Genomic DNA, 15,857 nt, shown 5'->3' on the forward strand with positions numbered 1-15,857 from the left:
CGCTTGCCGTCAGGATGTTAAGTTGCCTATCGCATACATATTGGTCGGTTGCACCGTGCGGCATAATCATCTCGCGCTCGAAACGGAAGCCGCATTTTTCCAGGATACGCCTTGACGCCGCATTGACGGGACGAACCAGCCCGATCACGCGATCAGCATTGAGGTCGTAGAAGGCAAAGGTCAGTGTTTCCCGGACCAGTTCCGTGGCATATCCCTGCCCCCAGCTTTCCGGCTGCGCCATTGAGTTCTCTTTTGCGCATTTTTCATCCAATCCCGGAACCGGGTGTGTAACCATCCGAACGTCACGCCTCGACGAGCGCCAGCATGCACAGAGCGCCTGTCGGCTAGAGAACTCCCTAGCGATCCGCCGCCCGCAGCCTCACGATCTCAGGCGCAATAACTGCGATGAATAGCCCGGGATCGCCGAGTGCCCTCGCCGAGAGCATCGCCCCATGAACAGAGGCCATCAGCATCTGGGCCTGCTCTTCCGGCCGCTTGTCCAGCCGGAACACCCCCTGCTCGACTCCGGCCTGCAGCACCGAGCTTAGCCATGCCGCAAGACTCTGGAAATGGGCGCGGACGCGTGAGGCGACCTCTTCCGGCAGCATCTGCATTTCGCTGGCGAGCATCGCGCAGACGCAGAAGGGCTGCGAGGCGTCCCGAATGCAGGTGTGCCAATAATTGACGTAGAATTGCAGCTGATCGGCAGGGTTTGCCGCCTGCTCGCGCAGAGACTGTAAACCCGCGTCCGCCTGCTTCCGGTAGCGATCCACAAGGACTGTGACCAGCTCGGCCTTTGTCGGAAAATGATGGTGGATGCTTGCCTTCCTGATACCGATCGCAGCCGAGATGTCGGCATAGCTGAAGCCGTTATAGCCTCCCGCCACGATGAGCGACTGGGCGATGTCGAGGATTTTATCAGAAGTCGAAGCCGTTGATTTCATAGCGTCGCCTACCTTCTGGTAGGCAGATTGTCAAGAGCTCTGCAGGTGCCGTCTTCACAAGAAGGTGTGCGGAGACGGCGTTGACTCGGGTTTTCAATCTACCTACTAGTAGGATGGCAAACATTGAAGGAATTGTCCCATGCAAACTCATTCATCCCCCCAATCCAACTGGCTGCGCTCCTATTATTTCACCCGCGCGGTCTTCTCGATCGTCTGGATTGCCGCGGCCATTCTCCTTGCCGGGCAGCCACGCGCGGTAGCCTTTTTGCTGGTGGTCTATCCCCTGTGGGACGCGCTGGCCAATGTCATCGACGCCCGGGTCAATGGCGGCCTGCAGGCCAATCCGTCTCAGACGTTGAATGTCGTCGTTAGCACGGTCACGGCGCTCGCCGTCGTCATCGCACTCAGCAATAGCACCTACGCCGTCCTTGCCGTGTTCGGGGCCTGGGCGATCCTCGCGGGCCTGTTGCAGCTCTATACCGGCGTCAGGCGCTGGCGGGTCTACGGCGCCCAATGGGTCATGATCCTGAGCGGCGCGCAATCGGCCCTCGCCGGCGGCTTCATGATCAGCCGGTCGTTTGGCGCCGACGCGCCGGCGATCCTGGATATCGTGCCCTATGCCGGGTTCGGCGCATTCTACTTCCTGCTGTCGTCGATCTGGCTTGTCGTCGCAGCCTATCGCAAGGCAAATGCATAGGCGTGCCCGGTCGCGCGGCGGCAATCTGAAATATTGCCGCCGCCGGGCAACGCTTCATTCCTGATCTCGGCGCACGAGATTTGCGGGAGACGACCACCTCCTTTCGCGCTATGAAGAGTGATCATAGCTCCCGCCCATCGCCCCCGAGGTCACTCCCATGGCTTTGAAAGTTCTCTTCATTGGCGGCACCGGCCAGATCTCCCACCCCTGCGTCGAACGCGCCGTTGCCGAGGGCCATCATGTCAGCGTTTTCAATCGCGGTTTGCGACGTGCGGCCCTGCCCGCCGGGGTGACCTCGATCGCCGGGGAGCTCGGATCGCGCGCCTATGCCGATCTCGCCAGGGCCAATTATGATGTCGTCTGCCAGTTCATCGCCTTCACGCCGGATCAGGTGGCGCGCGACATCGAGGTGTTCTCGGGCAAGTGCGGCCAGTACATCTTCATCTCCTCGGCCTCGGTCTATGAAAAACCGCCGCGTCATTACGTGATCACCGAGGAGACGCCCGCGATCAATCCCTACTGGCCCTACAGCCAGGCCAAGATCGCCTGCGAGGAACTGCTGAAGAGATCCGATAATCTCGCCTGGACGATCATCCGCCCCAGCCACACCGTCCGCACCGGCCTGCCGATCATGATGGGCGACAGCGACATCATGGCGAGACGCATGCTGGACGGCGACCCCATCATCGTGGCGGGCGACGGCCACACGCCCTGGACGCTCACCCGCTCGATTGATCTCGCCGTGCCCTTCGTCGGCCTTTTCGGCAAGCAGGCGGCACTGAAAGAGATTTTCCACATCACCTCGGATCGCGCCCATATCTGGGATGATATCCAGAAGACCATCGCGAGATTGCTGGGCGTCGAGGCAAAGATCGTCCACGTGCCGACGGACACGCTGATCAAATACAATCCCGAATGGATCGGCCCCCTCCTCGGAGACAAGGCCTGGACTGCCATTTTCGACAATTCGAAGGTCAAGCGCGTGGCCGGAGACTTCACGTGCGCCGAGAGGCTGGATGAAATCCTGGCCGACCCGATCATGCATCTCAAGCAGCGGCTTGTCAAAAACCCACCACCGAGGGGTGAACTCGATGCGCTGATCGACAGGATCTGTGCTGAGCAAGGTGCTCTTGGTTAGGTTGCTCCGTTGGCGACTGGGCGTCCGCGATTGGTACAAAATTGCCGTGACGCTCCGACCGCTCGCAGCCCTTTGCTGCCGTTCGAGGTCGATCCGAGGAACGTGCGGTATGTGCTAGAATGCGGGTCGCGGTGTGATCGAACCAGAATTCGCGCGACCGAGAGCCGACATTGTGCTCTTCGAAGGGGAGACGAGAACGATGCCGACACCACAGCAACCCAGTCTAATAGTTCGACAGAAGTCCCCACCGAACATCGAGTTTCCGTTTGCGTCGCTCTCCGATTGGCTGATCCCAACCGAGCAGTTCTTCGTGCGAAATCATTTCCCCTCACCTGACCTCGATGGGCGAGACTGGAGATTGCGCGTTGGCGGGGCGGTGGAGCGGCCGATCGAACTTGACCTCGAAAGCATCAAGGCGATGCGGAGCACGACTTTAACAGCCGTCGTCGAGTGCGCAGGGAACGGGCGCGTCTACTATGTGCCGCCGAGGGAGGGGTTGCAGTGGCAGAACGGAGCCGTCGGCAATGCCGCCTGGACAGGTGTTCTTCTGCGCGAGATCTTGGAAATGGCGGGCGTCAAGCGGACCGCATGTGAGGTTCTGCTCGCAGGCGCCGACAGCGGCGTCGTCGACACGAACAAGAAAACGGCTTCTCCCGGCCCCATCGCTTTTGCGCGCAGTTTACCGCTTGAGAAGGCCATCGCTGACAGCACGATCCTTGCCTATTCGATGAACGAGGAACCGTTGACGCGCGATCACGGCTACCCGCTACGCGCGGTCGTGGGTGGCTGGTTCGGCATGGCTTGGGTCAAGTGGATCACTGATATCACGGTTGTGGAGCAACCGTTCCTCGGCTACTGGCAGGCGCGCGACTATTTCCGTTGGGAGCGCAACCTCGGGGAACCCAGACTGGTCCCCCTTGCGGAGATGGAGGTCAAAGCGCAGATCGCGCGTCCCGTGCAGGGAGCACATCTCATCGAAGGCCAGCCGTACCGGATTTTCGGAGCCGCCTGGAGCGGAGAGGCTGCTATCCGGCAGGTGCAGGTCTGCACTGGAGATGGCAGGGGTTGGCGCGAGGCAAGGCTCCTCGAAGCAGAACGTCCCTTTGCATGGCGCTTGTGGGAGTACATGTGGACCCCTGAAGAAGTGGGGCGATATGTACTGCAATGTCGCGCGACCGATGGAGCGGGGCGCGTGCAGCCCGACCTCCAGCGTTCCGACTGCGAGAGCTACGCGGCCAATTGGATCATTCCGGTGGAGGTTACGGTCGTTCCCGAGCCAAAGACGTACGAGGAGGAATTCGTGATCTGATCACCCGCATGGGGCGGATTGGCGGCTTTTGGCGCTAAGCGGCCGAGGCTCGTCGTCGATCGATCCCAAGCAGCCAGCGCTCAGTTCTTGAGAAATGCTGCGTTTTAATCCTCGCTGGCCGGCCGACGCTGAACGTCGTCTTGCGCATGAGGCGAAGTGCAGCCGCGTTCATCTGTCCACCCCTCGGGAATTGTGGCATAACGGGGCCATGGCGATACATGTCTTGGCGGTCCATCGCGACACGGTCGGGACGGAACAGGCGGCGGGCGGTTCGCTTGCAGGCGCCTATTCCGTTGGGGGTTTCTGCTGGCTGCTGTCGGCCGGTGTCTATATCGCCGCGAAATGGGTTTCTTCGGAGATGCCGCCCTGGGCGCTTTGCTTCTGGCGCGTTCTGATCGCCTGGGCGATCCTGATGCCGATCGTGCACCGGCATTTCGGCGCCATGGTGACACTCGTGCGGGATCGCGGCCTCGAGCTGCTCGCCATCGGCGGCATGGGGCTTGCGATCTGCCAGGGGCTGATTTTTGTCGGCCTCGAACATGCCGATGCCACGACCGCCGGCATCATCATCGCCCTGATCCCGATCATCACCATGGTTCTTGCCCGTTTCATTCTGGCTGAGCCGATGGGACGCTGGCAGGTGATCGGCTCGATCGTCGCCTTTCTCGGGATCGTGGTCATCATCGTCAAGGGCAGCCCGGCGGCGCTTCTGCGTCTCGACCTTGATCCGGGAGAGCTGTGGATCGTAGCTGGCGCGTTCTGTTTCAGCCTCTATACCGTCCTGCTCCGCCGGGCGAAATTCGATCTGAACCGCCTTGCGCTCCTGGTTCTCCTCCTCGGGGCGGCGGTGCTGACGGCGCTGCCTTTCTACCTGTTTGAGCTTGTCTCCGACGAGCGCTCGACACTGAATGCCAGCGGCCTTATCGCGCTCGGCTATGTCGCGATACCGGGCGGCGCGGTGATGTATTATCTCTTCAATCGCAGCATCGAGGCCCTGGGTGCGGCGCGCGCGGGCGTGCTGCTTTACATCCAGACGGTCTTTATCGCCGTGCTCGCCTACCTGTTCCTCGGCGAACAGCTGCAACGCTATCATCTCGAAGGCGCGGTACTCATCGTCGCCGGCCTGCTTCTCATCATCTTGCTGAGGCCCGCGACCAGCGCGGAGACGACCAAAGCCTGAGGACGAGCGGAATGGCATCCCAGTGACCGCTTCTGGCGCTGCAGCCTCCCGGCCTCTCGCGAGGCACGTCACCTCCCCCGCAAGCGGGGAGAGGGTCACGGTGAGGGGCAATCACGGCGTTCTCCAAGGCTCCTCATGCTGAGACGCGCTGCCCGAGAGCGCGGAGCCTCGAAGCATCGCTCAAACGTCCTTCGGGGCAACTCAGGATGAAGCTTTCTAGAGCACTCGCACCTATTCCGACCGCCGCGCCGCCACCGGAGCCTCCTGCCTGAAGCCATCGAAACAGCGCCCGCCGTGCAAGTCGAGCTCCCGGTCGGCCAAGGCAAGGAATCGGGCGCAGTTACCCTGTACCGCCAACCTGAACGCAGCGTCGAATTCCGCAGCTAGTTGCGCATCGAGTTTCGTGATGAGGCGCGGCGCCCATTTGCCGCGGCCGGTCCATGCGCCGCGCCCGAGCAGGATCAGGTCTGCCAGCTTCTGGTAGAGAAGAGCTGAAATAGCGCCGATCTCTTCGGGCGGGCGGGCGCCGCGCAGATCGTCGGCGAGATCCGTGACCTGATAGCGCAGCATATCGTAGCTTGGGCCGTCGAGAGGTTTCGGCCCTGCCGCCAGCACTTTCGCTGCCTTTGCCTGGATGGCGCGGGCGTGCTCGATATTAGGCCCCACGATGCTTCCCGTCGCAACCATATTGACCGTGATCGGATAGCCGCTCTCTGCGTCTGCATGGAGATAACGCGCCAGCGTTTGGGGATCGTGGACAAAGGCCTCGACCGGAAAACGGTCTTCAGTGAAGGACTCCCGCCAGGCTCTTTCGAGTGACGGGAAGACGACGACCAGATCGATATCCGAAAACGCGGTCCCCTCGCCGCGCATGACGGAGCCGGTGACATAGGCGAAGGCTGCCCCGGCATAGCGGCTGGCGAGACAAAGGCGGGCGGCGGCGAGCGCCCGCTCGGCAAGAATCTGCTTCTGTATATCGTCCACCATCTCGTCCTCGAATGCGGGAGACGAGCGGCAACAAAAAACCCGCTCGTTTCCGGCGGGTTGGTATCTTCTGCAATGAACGGAATTCAGTTCACGCGTCTGCCACCCACCGCCAAATGGTGGTCGTAGACGTCGTGGATGCTGCGAAAATCCTGTCCATGGACACGAGGTTATCGTCCGCCGGCGACAGCGTCAATCTGTCAAGCACGCTTCCCCGCCGCGCTGTTTTCCGGCTAAGATGCGCGCAAAGACTCGTTTCACAGGAAGCCCCCATGCCCAATCCCGCCACCGTCGTTCCTCGTCCCGCACCGGTTTTGCTGCCGGTCGAAGGCAGCGACGAGCGCTTTCCGGTGCGCCGCGTCTATTGCGTCGGGCGCAATTATGCCGATCACGCGATCGAGATGGGGCACGATCCCTCTCGCGAACCGCCCTTCTTCTTCCAGAAGAACCCCGACAATCTGCTGCCGGCTGGCAACCCTTTCCCTTACCCGCCGCTGTCGATCGACGTGCATTACGAAGTGGAATGCGTGTTGGCCCTGAAATCGGGCGGCGCGAACATTGAGGCCGCGGATGCGCTCGACTGCATATACGGCTATGCCGTCGGAATCGATTTTACCCGGCGCGACCTGCAGGCTGAGGCCAAGAAGCTCGGCCGTCCCTGGGAGCTCGCCAAGGCATTCGAACACTCCGCGCCCGTCTCCGCCATCGTGCCGGCAAGCCGCGTCGGCCATCCCGCAAACGGCCGGATATGGCTGGAGCAGAACGGCAGGCGCGCCCAGGACGGCGACCTCAACCAAATGATCTGGAAGGTGCCGGAAATCATCGCCGAACTGTCGAAGCTCTTCATACTGGCGCCCGGCGACGTGATCATGACCGGCACGCCGGCCGGCGTCGGCGCGGTTGCGAGGGGCGACCGCATCACCTGCGGCATCGAGGGTGTCGCGACGCTGTCGGTCGAGGTCATCTGAGCGGAGGATATCATGCCGATCTATGCCCTTGGCGGACTGACCCCGAAACTGCCGCCCGCCGGCCTCCATTGGATCGCGCCGGATGCGCATGTGATCGGAGATGTCGAGCTCGGCGAGAATGTCGGCATCTGGTTCGGATCGGTGCTGCGCGGCGATAATGAGAGGATCACCATCGGCGCCGGCACCAACATCCAGGAAGGCGTTATGGCCCATACCGACATGGGCTTCCCGCTGACGACGGGCAAAGGCTGCACCATCGGCCACCACGCCATCCTCCACGGCTGCACGCTCGGCGACAACGTGTTGATCGGCATGGGCGCCACCATCCTGAACGGCGCCAAGATCGGCAACAACTGCCTCGTCGGCGCCAATGCGCTGGTGACGGAGGGCAAGGAATTCCCCGACAATTCCCTGATCGTCGGAGCGCCCGCCCGTGTGGTGCGGGTGCTGGATGAGAAGGCTGTCGAAGGCATCCGCCGCTCGGCGGGAAATTATGTGGCGAATTGGCAGCGGTTTGCCCGGGATCTCAGGGTGATTGGGTGATTGAGTGGAATCTTGGGCCGTGGGACACTCCCATCTGCCCTGCCGAGCATCTCCCCCACAAGGGTGGAGATCGGATGTGGCTTGACCTTCCTGTTCATCTACCGTTTCGGCGTAATGTAGGCTGATTGTTTGCCGAAGCCATTACACCTAGCCAATCTCCCCACCTGTGGGGGAGATGCCCGGCAGGGCAGAACAAGCCACGCCAGTAAAAGAACGAAGAAAGTATCTGGCTCAAGAGAGCCTCATCCTGGGGTGCGCAGGCCACAGGCCGGAACCTCGAAGGACGAAGGCGGGTGATAGGCGCTTCCACGCCTTCACCAAATCCCCGGAATCCAACGCCAGCGCACCCGCTCCATATATTCCTTGTATCCCGCGAGCCCCTTGCGCAGCTCCGCCTCCTCCCCCAGCGTCCGGCCGAAAAGCACCCCGACCAGCAGCCCCGCCGGGATTAGCGCGTAGAGCGAACCGAGCGACAGCGCTATGCCGGCAGCGAGCAGAATGGCAGTCGCATATCCGGGATGGCGGATGACGGCGTAAGGGCCGGTGTCGATTACCTTGTGGTCGCGGTCGGTCTGGATGCGCACCGTCGGCTCGAAATGGCGGTTGACCGCTTGCGCCCAGGTGAGACCAAGATAGCCCGCGATCATCAGGAGATAGCCTGTGAAGACGATCCAATCGGGCTGCGGCGCCCAATGAAAGCGCCCGTCATCGAAGGCCCCGACCGGAAGAATGGCGGCGAAGAGAATGATCGTCAGCGTCGCGACCACGGCATCCCAGGCCTTCGTGCCTTTCTGATAGCGGCTGCGCGCCGCAAACAGCTCCGGATTGGTCCGCCAGATCCAGATGATCGCTATCGCCGTCAGCACGAGGAAGAGGCCGAGGAACATCCAGCCGCGCGGCCAGTCGAGCGTTCCCGCCGGCCAGAACAACGCCGCGAACATGACGATGATGGTGATGGCGAGCGAGCCGAGCGACGGCACCAAGGCGCGGGAGGGTTCGATTTTCCGCTGTGTCATGACCGTTCTCTGTTCTCGGGGACGCGCCTGCTCTATCGATTGCTACCCCAAGCCTGGATTGCCTTGTGTCCTTACGAACGGGCATCGGTCTGAAAATCGATTCCGATTTTCAGACCGATGCCCCAGCAGCCCCCCGCTGAATTTACAAGGTGAAACGCCCGCGACAACCCGCTGGTCACGCGTCAAATGAAAGCCGCCCTACTCGGCCGCTTCCAGAAACTGGCTCTCTCCAGACGAAGCGGCAAGTGCCCGAACCTTGGCTTCCGTCTTGGCGATCAGCTGGTAGAATTCGTCCTGCGCTTCGAAATCCAGCTGGATGACGGCGTTGACATCATCGGGTGTATCGCAAACACAGGCGACCGCCGAAACGGGGCAGATGCCGCCGGGATAACGCTTACCGGTTCCCGTGTAGGCACGACGGCCCCAGCGCTCGGAATAGACGGTTTCCTCCCGATCGAGATGGAGGATCGTTCCTTTGCAGGCGGTCACGATAGCCGCCTTGCCGTAAGCGAACCAATGATAGTTCAGCCTGCGGAGAATATATTTGCCAGTGATGTCCTCACCGGCGAGCTCGGCCGGATTCTCTATCATTCTAATCATGACAGCGTCCTCAACATGAGGGCAATATCTGCTATCTCTACTTGCGCCGCAAGTCGAAAAGTGCAGCTTTTGTAGTAACTTAGTCACAAAGTGTTTCTGATTCTTACATTTTGCAGGCACTCCGGCGCACGCCGGCTATACAATTCGTCGTCGAATTTCCTGCCATTGCACCTGCTTCCGACCAGGGAGCAGCCTTGCGTTTTCCCGATTAGGCCTAATATTGAATCCCAGATTGGCCATTCGGGTCGGCGGATAAGAGCCGAAACCGCGGCAGCCTCTTCTACCGATTAACAGCAGGTGTGTTCCATGGTCGAAGCCGTTAACCGCATCTCCTCCGCCGGCGCGTCAGAGCCCACCAAGGTTGGTATCAGCACGTCGATCGGCTCGGAACCCGACAATGCCTGGGTTGCCGCTCGCCAGTCGCAGATCACGGCCGATCAGCAGGCATCGAAGGAAAGTACGGAGACGAATGGCGCAGGCAGCCTCATTCCGCATGCTGATATGATCGTCGACGAGGAGCGTCCACGACAGCGCCATGGGCACGCGCCACCGGAAGAAGCGGAAGAGCCCGGCGGAGAAGTGAAACAGCCGCTGCTGTCAGGGGAAAGCGAGCGCATCGGCACCCGCAACTTAGACGAGGATACGCCCTTCGGCGAGCGCGTCGCCATCATCTGACGACCTCCCGCCCAGTCAACGGCCGCCCGCAAGCGCAGCCTCAATCGTAGCCTTGTCGATAACAGACCAGACCTCGACGATCTTTCCGCCGCGAATTTCGTAGATCACATTCTCGGTGAAGGAAAGGCGCCTGCCGTTGACATCCAGGCCGAGGAACTTCCCTTTCGGTGAGCAGTCGAAGCCCAGCCGGCAGGCGACGTAAGGTGGATCGCAAACCAGCATCAGGACGTTGAAAGAAAGATCGGGAATCTCGTCGAAATCCCGCTCCAGCATGGCGACGTAACCCGCAAGCCCAAGCCGCCGGCCATTATGGACGGCATCGTCGTCGACGAACTGACCGAGGTTGGGCCAGTCCTGCCGGTTCAGGCAGGCGATGTAGCCGCGATAGAGATCGGCAAGTTCGGTTTTGGTCATGCCGGCGCTCCTTGCTGCCGAGTCCGGAGGTAGGGCTGTGAATTGCGCCGCCTGAGGCTTCAGCGAGTACGCCTCCGCTCACGCCGCGCAGGCTTCGCACAATCCGCGGATCTCGATCGTGGTCTTCTCGGGTTTGAACTTCTGGCCGCGCACCCAGCCCATCAGCCGGTGGTCGACCTCGTGGTCGTGGAATTCCATCACCTGGCCGCAGCTTTCGCAGATGGCGAAGGCGACGATGCCGTGGCTGTGGCAGTCGTCGCCGGGATGGGCGCAGGCGACGAAGGAATTGATGCTTTCTAGCCGGTGCACGACGCCGTATTCGAGGAGCTTCTCCAGCGCCCGGTAGACCTGCAGCGGGGCGCGAAAACCGTGATCGCGCAGCTTGTCGAGGATGGTGTAGGCGCTGAGCGGGCCCTCGGCCTTTTCGAGCACGTCGAAAACCAGCGACTGGTTCTTAGTGAGTTGCGGTGTTGTCATAAGCTCTGTCCTTGCACGACCGTGCGGCGCCTGACGGGAAGCAGGCTGAGAATGAAGAGAATCAGCGCCGCGACCACGATCGAGGGGCCGGACGGCGTGTCGTAGGTGAGCGAGCCGAACAGCCCGCCGACGACAGCCGCCGCCCCGATCAGCGAGGCGAGCACCGCCATGATCTCCGGCGTGACCGAGAAGCGGCGCGCCGCGGCCGCCGGGATGATCAGGAGCGAGGTGATCAGCATGATGCCGACGATCTTCATGGCGATGGCGATGACGACGGCCATCAGCAGCATGAAGAACAGCCGCGCCCGCTCAGGTCTCAGCCCCTCGGCCTCGGCAAGCTCGGCGTTGACGGTCGCCGCCAAGAGAGGCCGCCAGAGCCAGGCGATCGCCGCCAGCACGAAGAGCCCTCCGCCCCAGATCAACGCGATATCGGATGTGGAAACGGCAAGGATATCGCCGAACAGGAAGGCGATGAGATCGATCCTCACCCAGCTCATGAAGGCGACCATGACGAGGCCGATCGCCAATGTGGCGTGCGAGAGAATACCGAGCAGCGCATCGGACGACAGTGCCTGGCGTTTCTGCAGAAAGAGCAGCAGCACTGACACCAGCGCGGCGACGGCAAAGACCGCCAGCGTCAGGTTGAGCTCGAAGAGCAGCGACAGTGCGACGCCGAGCAGCGCGGAATGGGCGATCGTGTCGCCGAAATAGGCCATGCGCCGCCAGATGATGAAACAGCCGAGCGGCCCCGTCGTCAGCGCCAGCCCGACGCCGGCAAGGATGGCGCGCAAGAAGAAATCATCAAGCATGACGGCCCTCCCCGCTGCGGGAATGGGCGTGTTCATGGGCGTGCTCGTGACCATGATGATCGTCATGAGCGTGATCATGCGCGTGCTCATGGGCATGCTCGTGCTCATGGGCACCATGAGCGTGCTCATGCGGGGCATGAGCGTGATGTCCGTCCTCGGGATAACAATGATCGGTAACGGAGCCGTCCGCATGCAGCACGCGCCCATCCGGCAAGTGCGTATGATCATGGTGATGGCTGTAAACGGCGAGCGTCTGGGCCGCGCGGCTGCCGAACAGGCGAACATATTCAGGGCTGCGGCTTACGGCCTCGGGCGTGCCACGGCAGCAAACATGGCCATTGAGGCAGATGACCGTATCGGTCTCGGCCATGACGACGTGGAGATCGTGGGAGATCAGCAGGATGCCACAGCCGCTGGCGTTGCGGATCGATTTGATGAGGTCGTAAAGCGCGATCTCGCCGGAGAAATCCACCCCCTGCACCGGCTCGTCGAGCACCAGCAGGTCGGGCTTGCGGGCAATCGCCCGGGCCATCAGCGCCCGCTGGAATTCACCGCCGGAAAGATGCTGCACCTCGGCGCCGATCATATGGGCGATGCCGGCGGCTTCTAGTGCCGCCTGCATGTCGCGCTCCGGCAGCGGGCCGGTCAGCGTCATCAGCCGGCGCACTGTCAGCGGCAGCGTCCAGTCAATCGAAAGCTTCTGCGGGACATAGCCGACCTTGAGGCCGGAGAGACGCTCCACCCTGCCCTCGTCGGGTTTCAGCACGCCGATCGCTGCCTTGGCGCTCGTCGACTTGCCGGAGCCGTTTGGCCCGATCAGGGTGACAATCTCGCCCCGCGAGACGGAAAATTCGACGCCGCGCACCAGCCAGCGGCCGCCGCGCAGAACGCCGACATTCTCGAGCGAGACCAACTGTTCGCCCTTGGTATTTGCGGGAGAGAGCATCAAATTTTCCGAAAGCGCTGTTGCATCCTGCTATTGCACACGTTATAGCATAACGCAATTGATGTAATAACATAACATTTGCAATTCAAGCGGAGCACATGATGAAACGCGCCTTGGCGCCTGCCCTGAAAACCCTGGCCCTCAGAATTCCGGCTGCCCTCGCCATCCCCGCCCTTGCGGTCCCCGCTCTGCTTTTTGCCGGCACGATGCGGGCTGCCGATGCGCCTGTCGTCGTCACCTCGATCAAGCCGATCCATTCGCTGGTTTCGGCGATCATGCAAGGCGTGGGCGAACCGGAACTGATCGTCGATGGCGCCGCCTCGCCGCACACCTACAGCATGAAGCCCTCGAATGCGCGAGCCCTGCAGGAGGCGAAGGTCGTCTTCTGGGTCGGCCCGAACCTGGAGGCTTTCCTGGAAAAGCCGCTCGAGGCGCTGGGCTCGAACGCGAGCGTCGTCGAGCTCGACAATGCGCCTGATCTGACCAAACTGCCCTTCCGCGAAGGCGGGGCCTTCGAGCCGCATGACGACGCCGGCCACGACAGCGCCTCCGCTGATGATCCCGATCGTGATCACGATCACGATCATGATCATGATCACGATGCCGCCAAAACCGGACAGGATGGTGGCCAGGCCCATCACGATGATCATGAAGACCATGAGCACGGGCACGGCGCCTTCGACACGCATCTCTGGCTCGACCCGATGAATGCGAAGGCGATGGCGGCCGTGATCACGACGACGCTGGTCGCCGCCGATCCCGCCAATGCGCTGACCTATCAGGCCAATGCCAAGGCGCTGGATGACAGGCTGACGGCGCTGGACAAGGAGATCGCCGCCACCGTCGCCCCCGTCAAGGACAAGCCCTTCGTCGTCTTCCACGATGCCTACCAATATTTCGAGCATCGCTACGGCATCCGCGTCGCCGGCTCGATCACCGTCAGCCCGGAAACCATTCCCGGCGCCGAGCGCGTCTCGGAAATCCACCGCAAGGTCGGTGAACTCGGCGCAACCTGTGTATTCGCGGAGCCGCAGTTCGAGCCGCGCCTCGTCAAGGTCGTCACCGAAGGCACGCGCGCCAAATCGGGCGTGCTGGACCCGGAAGCCGCAACGCTCAAGGCCGGGCCGGATCTCTACTTCACCCTCATGCGCGGCATCGCCGACAGCATGAAGGCTTGCCTCTCCAGCGCGTGACTTTCATGCGACGCTCCGGAGAATGCTGAGGCGGAAAGAGGCGGATGACCCCGTTCCGCCTTTTTTCGACACTATCTATGTAATGATATAACATTAACTCGACTGAGGTTCCCATGGACAACAGACTTCCGGTCACGGTGCTCTCCGGATTTCTCGGAGCCGGCAAGACGACGCTGCTGAACCACGTGCTCACCAATCGTGAGGGCCTGCGCGTTGCCGTCATCGTCAACGATATGAGCGAAGTGAATATCGACGCCAGCCTGGTGCGCGATGGCGGCGCCAATCTCTCGCGCACCGAGGAACAGCTGGTCGAGATGACCAATGGCTGCATCTGCTGCACCCTGCGCGACGACCTGTTAAAGGAGGTCCGCCAGCTCGCGACCCAAGGCCGCTTCGATTATCTGCTGATCGAATCCACAGGGATCGCCGAGCCCCTGCCCGTCGCCACCACCTTCGAATTCCGCGACGAACACGGTGAGAGCCTCTCCGACGTCGCAAGGCTGGATACGATGGTGACCGTCGTCGATGCCGCCAATCTGCTGGCCGATTACGCCTCGGCTGATTTCCTCGCCGACCGCGGCGAAACGGCAGGCGACGGCGACAACCGCACCATCGTCGACCTGCTGGTCGAACAGATCGAATTCGCCGATGTCGTGGTGCTGAACAAGATCGGCACGGCAAGCGATGAACAGCGCGACGCCGCCCGGAAAATCATCATCGGACTCAATCCGGATGCGAAGCTGATCGAGGCCGATTTCTGCAAGGTGGCGCTGAAGGAAGTGCTCGGCACCGAACGCTTCGATATCGACCGGGCCGAGACCCATCCCCTCTGGTACAAGGAGCTGCACGGGTTCAGGGATCACGTGCCGGAAACAGAGGAATACGGCATCCGCTCCTTCGTCTATCGCGAGAAGCGGCCCTTCCATCCGGCAAAGCTTCAGGCCTTTCTTGATCTGACATGGCCGGGCGTGGTGCGCGCCAAAGGCTTCTTCTGGCTGGCGACCCGCCCGCACCATGTCGGCGAGGTCAGCCAGGCGGGCGCGATCGTGCGCACCGGCAAGATGGGCCTGTGGTGGGCGGCCGTCCCGCGCGAGCAATGGCCTGACGAGCCGGGCTTCCTCAGCGCCATCGGCCCCTATCTCGATCCCGTCTGGGGCGACCGCCGCCAGGAAATCGTCTTCATCGGCGCCGACCCGATGGACGAGGCATGGATCAGGAGGGAACTCGACGCCTGTCTGGTCGACACCACGGTGTTTACGCCCGAACGCTGGCGCGACCTGCCCGACCCCTTCGCCAGCTGGAGCAGGCAGGCGGCATGAAGGCGACGGCGATGAGACGCTACCGTTGCGTCTGCGAGGAATGCGACCCGCTGCCACCGATCGAAGGGCTTCATCCCGAAACCTTCGAGGGGCCCGAGCCGGAACGGAGATTGAGCGCCCTGTTCCAGAGCCTCACCGACCGCATCGTTCCCGCCAGGAGACCCTCCTGACGGGAAGGCTCAGATGACCCCGTGTCTGCGCAAGAGCGCCTGTTCGTCGCCCGACACCCAGCCAAAGCCTTGGGCTCACCATTGAGTTCCTGGACGAGGTAGTGTGCACGCCGAAATAGATCGAGACCTCCGAATGGTCTTAGCGGCGATAGGTTGCGGACCAGGCGACATGTGCCACGCAATGATGATCGTCTATGGGCGAGAGGCGGACATTGCGTATCCGCATCTCTTTGGTCGCTATCGCTCGGTAATGTGCATAACCTTGCGTCATGATCTGCATGAACTGATCGTCGTTCTTCCCGGTCATGACCCCGGCACGCGAGGCAGCAATGAAGTCGGAGGCATACAAGGATGCGACCTCATCCATTTCAATGTCACCGCCAAGCGACTGATTGAAAAAGCGCTCGTAGCGTTCGAAGAGCTTTCCCACGCTGGCCTCCATGGCTTCCTCCTGTCGGGGTTTGCAATTGCATCT

18 protein-coding genes and 2 pseudogenes are annotated in these 15,857 nt (G+C 61.8%); 10 read left to right on the plus strand and 10 right to left on the minus strand.

Annotated features, from left to right (window positions below):
- Positions 1 to 9: 9 nt before the first annotated feature.
- Both J0663_RS00985 and J0663_RS00990 read right to left on the minus strand, forming a co-directional pair.
- Positions 10 to 235: pseudogene (locus J0663_RS00985) on the minus strand (GNAT family N-acetyltransferase); the annotation flags it as partial.
- Positions 236 to 356: 121 nt separating this feature from the next.
- Positions 357 to 944, minus strand: a complete 588-nt coding sequence (locus tag J0663_RS00990; RefSeq protein ID WP_207242635.1) for a TetR/AcrR family transcriptional regulator — start codon at positions 942 to 944, stop codon at positions 357 to 359.
- 139 nt (positions 945 to 1,083) lie between these two features.
- Here J0663_RS00990 and J0663_RS00995 point away from each other — a divergent pair, with 139 nt between their 5' ends.
- The 4 genes from J0663_RS00995 to J0663_RS01010 all read left to right on the plus strand — a co-directional run bounded on the left by J0663_RS00995 (position 1,084) and on the right by J0663_RS01010 (position 5,268).
- A complete protein-coding gene (locus J0663_RS00995; RefSeq protein WP_207242636.1) occupies positions 1,084 to 1,641 on the plus strand; it encodes a DUF308 domain-containing protein in 558 nt (185 codons plus the stop codon).
- A gap of 157 nt (positions 1,642 to 1,798) precedes the next feature.
- Positions 1,799 to 2,779 (plus strand): SDR family oxidoreductase, encoded by a 981-nt coding sequence (locus J0663_RS01000; protein WP_207242637.1) that lies wholly within the window; start codon positions 1,799 to 1,801, stop codon positions 2,777 to 2,779.
- 199 nt (positions 2,780 to 2,978) lie between these two features.
- Complete coding sequence (locus tag J0663_RS01005) at positions 2,979 to 4,088, plus strand: sulfite oxidase (RefSeq protein ID WP_246590349.1); 1,110 nt, start codon at positions 2,979 to 2,981, stop codon at positions 4,086 to 4,088.
- A gap of 208 nt (positions 4,089 to 4,296) precedes the next feature.
- Positions 4,297 to 5,268 carry a DMT family transporter gene (locus J0663_RS01010; RefSeq protein ID WP_207242639.1) on the plus strand — a complete coding sequence of 324 codons (972 nt, stop codon included), beginning with the start codon at positions 4,297 to 4,299 and terminating at the stop codon, positions 5,266 to 5,268.
- Between the two features lie 231 nt (positions 5,269 to 5,499).
- Here the strand turns inward: J0663_RS01010 and J0663_RS01015 are convergent, their stop codons facing one another.
- Entirely contained in the window at positions 5,500 to 6,252 is a 753-nt protein-coding gene (locus J0663_RS01015) for a nucleotidyltransferase domain-containing protein (RefSeq protein WP_207242640.1), read from the minus strand.
- A 272-nt stretch (positions 6,253 to 6,524) separates the two neighbouring features.
- Between J0663_RS01015 and J0663_RS01020 the strand changes: the two genes are divergently transcribed.
- On the plus strand, positions 6,525 to 7,220 hold the full coding sequence (locus tag J0663_RS01020) for a fumarylacetoacetate hydrolase family protein (RefSeq protein WP_207242641.1): 696 nt from the start codon (positions 6,525 to 6,527) through the stop codon (positions 7,218 to 7,220).
- 12 nt (positions 7,221 to 7,232) lie between these two features.
- Positions 7,233 to 7,763, plus strand: coding sequence for a gamma carbonic anhydrase family protein (locus tag J0663_RS01025; RefSeq protein WP_207242642.1), 531 nt, complete (start codon positions 7,233 to 7,235; stop codon positions 7,761 to 7,763).
- A 314-nt stretch (positions 7,764 to 8,077) separates the two neighbouring features.
- On the opposite strand, the gene J0663_RS01030 is transcribed toward J0663_RS01025, so the two are convergent.
- Together J0663_RS01030 and J0663_RS01035 are read right to left on the minus strand one after the other, a co-directional pair.
- Positions 8,078 to 8,779, minus strand: coding sequence for a methyltransferase family protein (locus J0663_RS01030; protein WP_207242643.1), 702 nt, complete (start codon positions 8,777 to 8,779; stop codon positions 8,078 to 8,080).
- Positions 8,780 to 8,977: 198 nt separating this feature from the next.
- Positions 8,978 to 9,379: a hypothetical protein gene (locus tag J0663_RS01035; RefSeq protein WP_207242644.1), complete on the minus strand. Its 402-nt coding sequence runs from the start codon at positions 9,377 to 9,379 to the stop codon at positions 8,978 to 8,980.
- Positions 9,380 to 9,685: 306 nt separating this feature from the next.
- Between J0663_RS01035 and J0663_RS01040 the strand changes: the two genes are divergently transcribed.
- Positions 9,686 to 10,054: a hypothetical protein gene (locus J0663_RS01040; protein WP_207242645.1), complete on the plus strand. Its 369-nt coding sequence runs from the start codon at positions 9,686 to 9,688 to the stop codon at positions 10,052 to 10,054.
- 15 nt (positions 10,055 to 10,069) lie between these two features.
- On the opposite strand, the gene J0663_RS01045 is transcribed toward J0663_RS01040, so the two are convergent.
- The 4 genes from J0663_RS01045 to J0663_RS01060 all read right to left on the minus strand — a co-directional run bounded on the left by J0663_RS01045 (position 10,070) and on the right by J0663_RS01060 (position 12,700).
- On the minus strand, positions 10,070 to 10,468 hold the full coding sequence (locus tag J0663_RS01045) for an ester cyclase (RefSeq protein WP_207242646.1): 399 nt from the start codon (positions 10,466 to 10,468) through the stop codon (positions 10,070 to 10,072).
- A 78-nt stretch (positions 10,469 to 10,546) separates the two neighbouring features.
- A complete protein-coding gene (locus J0663_RS01050) occupies positions 10,547 to 10,945 on the minus strand; it encodes a Fur family transcriptional regulator (RefSeq protein ID WP_003564680.1) in 399 nt (132 codons plus the stop codon).
- Entirely contained in the window at positions 10,942 to 11,754 is an 813-nt protein-coding gene (gene znuB / locus J0663_RS01055) for a zinc ABC transporter permease subunit ZnuB (protein WP_207242647.1), read from the minus strand. Before znuB ends, J0663_RS01050 begins: the two co-directional genes overlap by 4 nt.
- The gene (locus J0663_RS01060) at positions 11,747 to 12,700 is read right to left on the minus strand and encodes an ATP-binding cassette domain-containing protein (protein ID WP_207242648.1); all 954 of its coding nucleotides are present in this window, start codon (positions 12,698 to 12,700) and stop codon (positions 11,747 to 11,749) included. The genes znuB and J0663_RS01060 overlap by 8 nt, the downstream gene beginning before the upstream one ends.
- A 101-nt stretch (positions 12,701 to 12,801) precedes the next feature.
- Between J0663_RS01060 and znuA the strand changes: the two genes are divergently transcribed.
- From znuA to J0663_RS01075, 3 genes are all read left to right on the plus strand, one after another.
- The gene (znuA, locus tag J0663_RS01065; protein ID WP_207242649.1) at positions 12,802 to 13,893 is read left to right on the plus strand and encodes a zinc ABC transporter substrate-binding protein ZnuA; all 1,092 of its coding nucleotides are present in this window, start codon (positions 12,802 to 12,804) and stop codon (positions 13,891 to 13,893) included.
- Positions 13,894 to 14,006: 113 nt separating this feature from the next.
- The gene (zigA, locus tag J0663_RS01070) at positions 14,007 to 15,212 is read left to right on the plus strand and encodes a zinc metallochaperone GTPase ZigA (protein WP_207242650.1); all 1,206 of its coding nucleotides are present in this window, start codon (positions 14,007 to 14,009) and stop codon (positions 15,210 to 15,212) included.
- An 11-nt stretch (positions 15,213 to 15,223) separates the two neighbouring features.
- Positions 15,224 to 15,382, plus strand: a complete 159-nt coding sequence (locus J0663_RS01075) for a hypothetical protein (protein ID WP_207244577.1) — start codon at positions 15,224 to 15,226, stop codon at positions 15,380 to 15,382.
- 9 nt (positions 15,383 to 15,391) lie between these two features.
- On the opposite strand, the pseudogene J0663_RS01080 reads toward J0663_RS01075, so the two are convergent.
- A pseudogene (locus J0663_RS01080) lies at positions 15,392 to 15,824 on the minus strand (nuclear transport factor 2 family protein).
- Positions 15,825 to 15,857: the final 33 nt, after the last annotated feature.

Origin of the sequence: Rhizobium lentis (genome assembly GCF_017352135.1) — a bacterium.
GTDB classification, from domain to species: Bacteria; Pseudomonadota; Alphaproteobacteria; order Rhizobiales; family Rhizobiaceae; genus Rhizobium; species Rhizobium lentis.

What these genes read in the sequence shown, in the direction of transcription:
- J0663_RS00990 (WP_207242635.1), bottom strand. Translation starts at nt 944, where the DNA reads ATGAAATCAACGGCTTCGACTTCTGATAAAATCCTCGACATCGCCCAG.
- J0663_RS00995 (WP_207242636.1), top strand. Translation starts at nt 1,084, where the DNA reads ATGCAAACTCATTCATCCCCCCAATCCAACTGGCTGCGCTCCTATTAT.
- J0663_RS01000 (WP_207242637.1), top strand. Translation starts at nt 1,799, where the DNA reads ATGGCTTTGAAAGTTCTCTTCATTGGCGGCACCGGCCAGATCTCCCAC.
- J0663_RS01005 (WP_246590349.1), top strand. Translation starts at nt 2,979, where the DNA reads ATGCCGACACCACAGCAACCCAGTCTAATAGTTCGACAGAAGTCCCCA.
- J0663_RS01010 (WP_207242639.1), top strand. Translation starts at nt 4,297, where the DNA reads ATGGCGATACATGTCTTGGCGGTCCATCGCGACACGGTCGGGACGGAA.
- J0663_RS01020 (WP_207242641.1), top strand. Translation starts at nt 6,525, where the DNA reads ATGCCCAATCCCGCCACCGTCGTTCCTCGTCCCGCACCGGTTTTGCTG.
- J0663_RS01025 (WP_207242642.1), top strand. Translation starts at nt 7,233, where the DNA reads ATGCCGATCTATGCCCTTGGCGGACTGACCCCGAAACTGCCGCCCGCC.
- J0663_RS01030 (WP_207242643.1), bottom strand. Translation starts at nt 8,779, where the DNA reads ATGACACAGCGGAAAATCGAACCCTCCCGCGCCTTGGTGCCGTCGCTC.
- J0663_RS01035 (WP_207242644.1), bottom strand. Translation starts at nt 9,379, where the DNA reads ATGATTAGAATGATAGAGAATCCGGCCGAGCTCGCCGGTGAGGACATC.
- J0663_RS01040 (WP_207242645.1), top strand. Translation starts at nt 9,686, where the DNA reads ATGGTCGAAGCCGTTAACCGCATCTCCTCCGCCGGCGCGTCAGAGCCC.
- J0663_RS01045 (WP_207242646.1), bottom strand. Translation starts at nt 10,468, where the DNA reads ATGACCAAAACCGAACTTGCCGATCTCTATCGCGGCTACATCGCCTGC.
- J0663_RS01050 (WP_003564680.1), bottom strand. Translation starts at nt 10,945, where the DNA reads ATGACAACACCGCAACTCACTAAGAACCAGTCGCTGGTTTTCGACGTG.
- znuB (WP_207242647.1), bottom strand. Translation starts at nt 11,754, where the DNA reads ATGCTTGATGATTTCTTCTTGCGCGCCATCCTTGCCGGCGTCGGGCTG.
- J0663_RS01060 (WP_207242648.1), bottom strand. Translation starts at nt 12,700, where the DNA reads ATGCTCTCTCCCGCAAATACCAAGGGCGAACAGTTGGTCTCGCTCGAG.
- znuA (WP_207242649.1), top strand. Translation starts at nt 12,802, where the DNA reads ATGAAACGCGCCTTGGCGCCTGCCCTGAAAACCCTGGCCCTCAGAATT.
- zigA (WP_207242650.1), top strand. Translation starts at nt 14,007, where the DNA reads ATGGACAACAGACTTCCGGTCACGGTGCTCTCCGGATTTCTCGGAGCC.
- J0663_RS01075 (WP_207244577.1), top strand. Translation starts at nt 15,224, where the DNA reads ATGAGACGCTACCGTTGCGTCTGCGAGGAATGCGACCCGCTGCCACCG.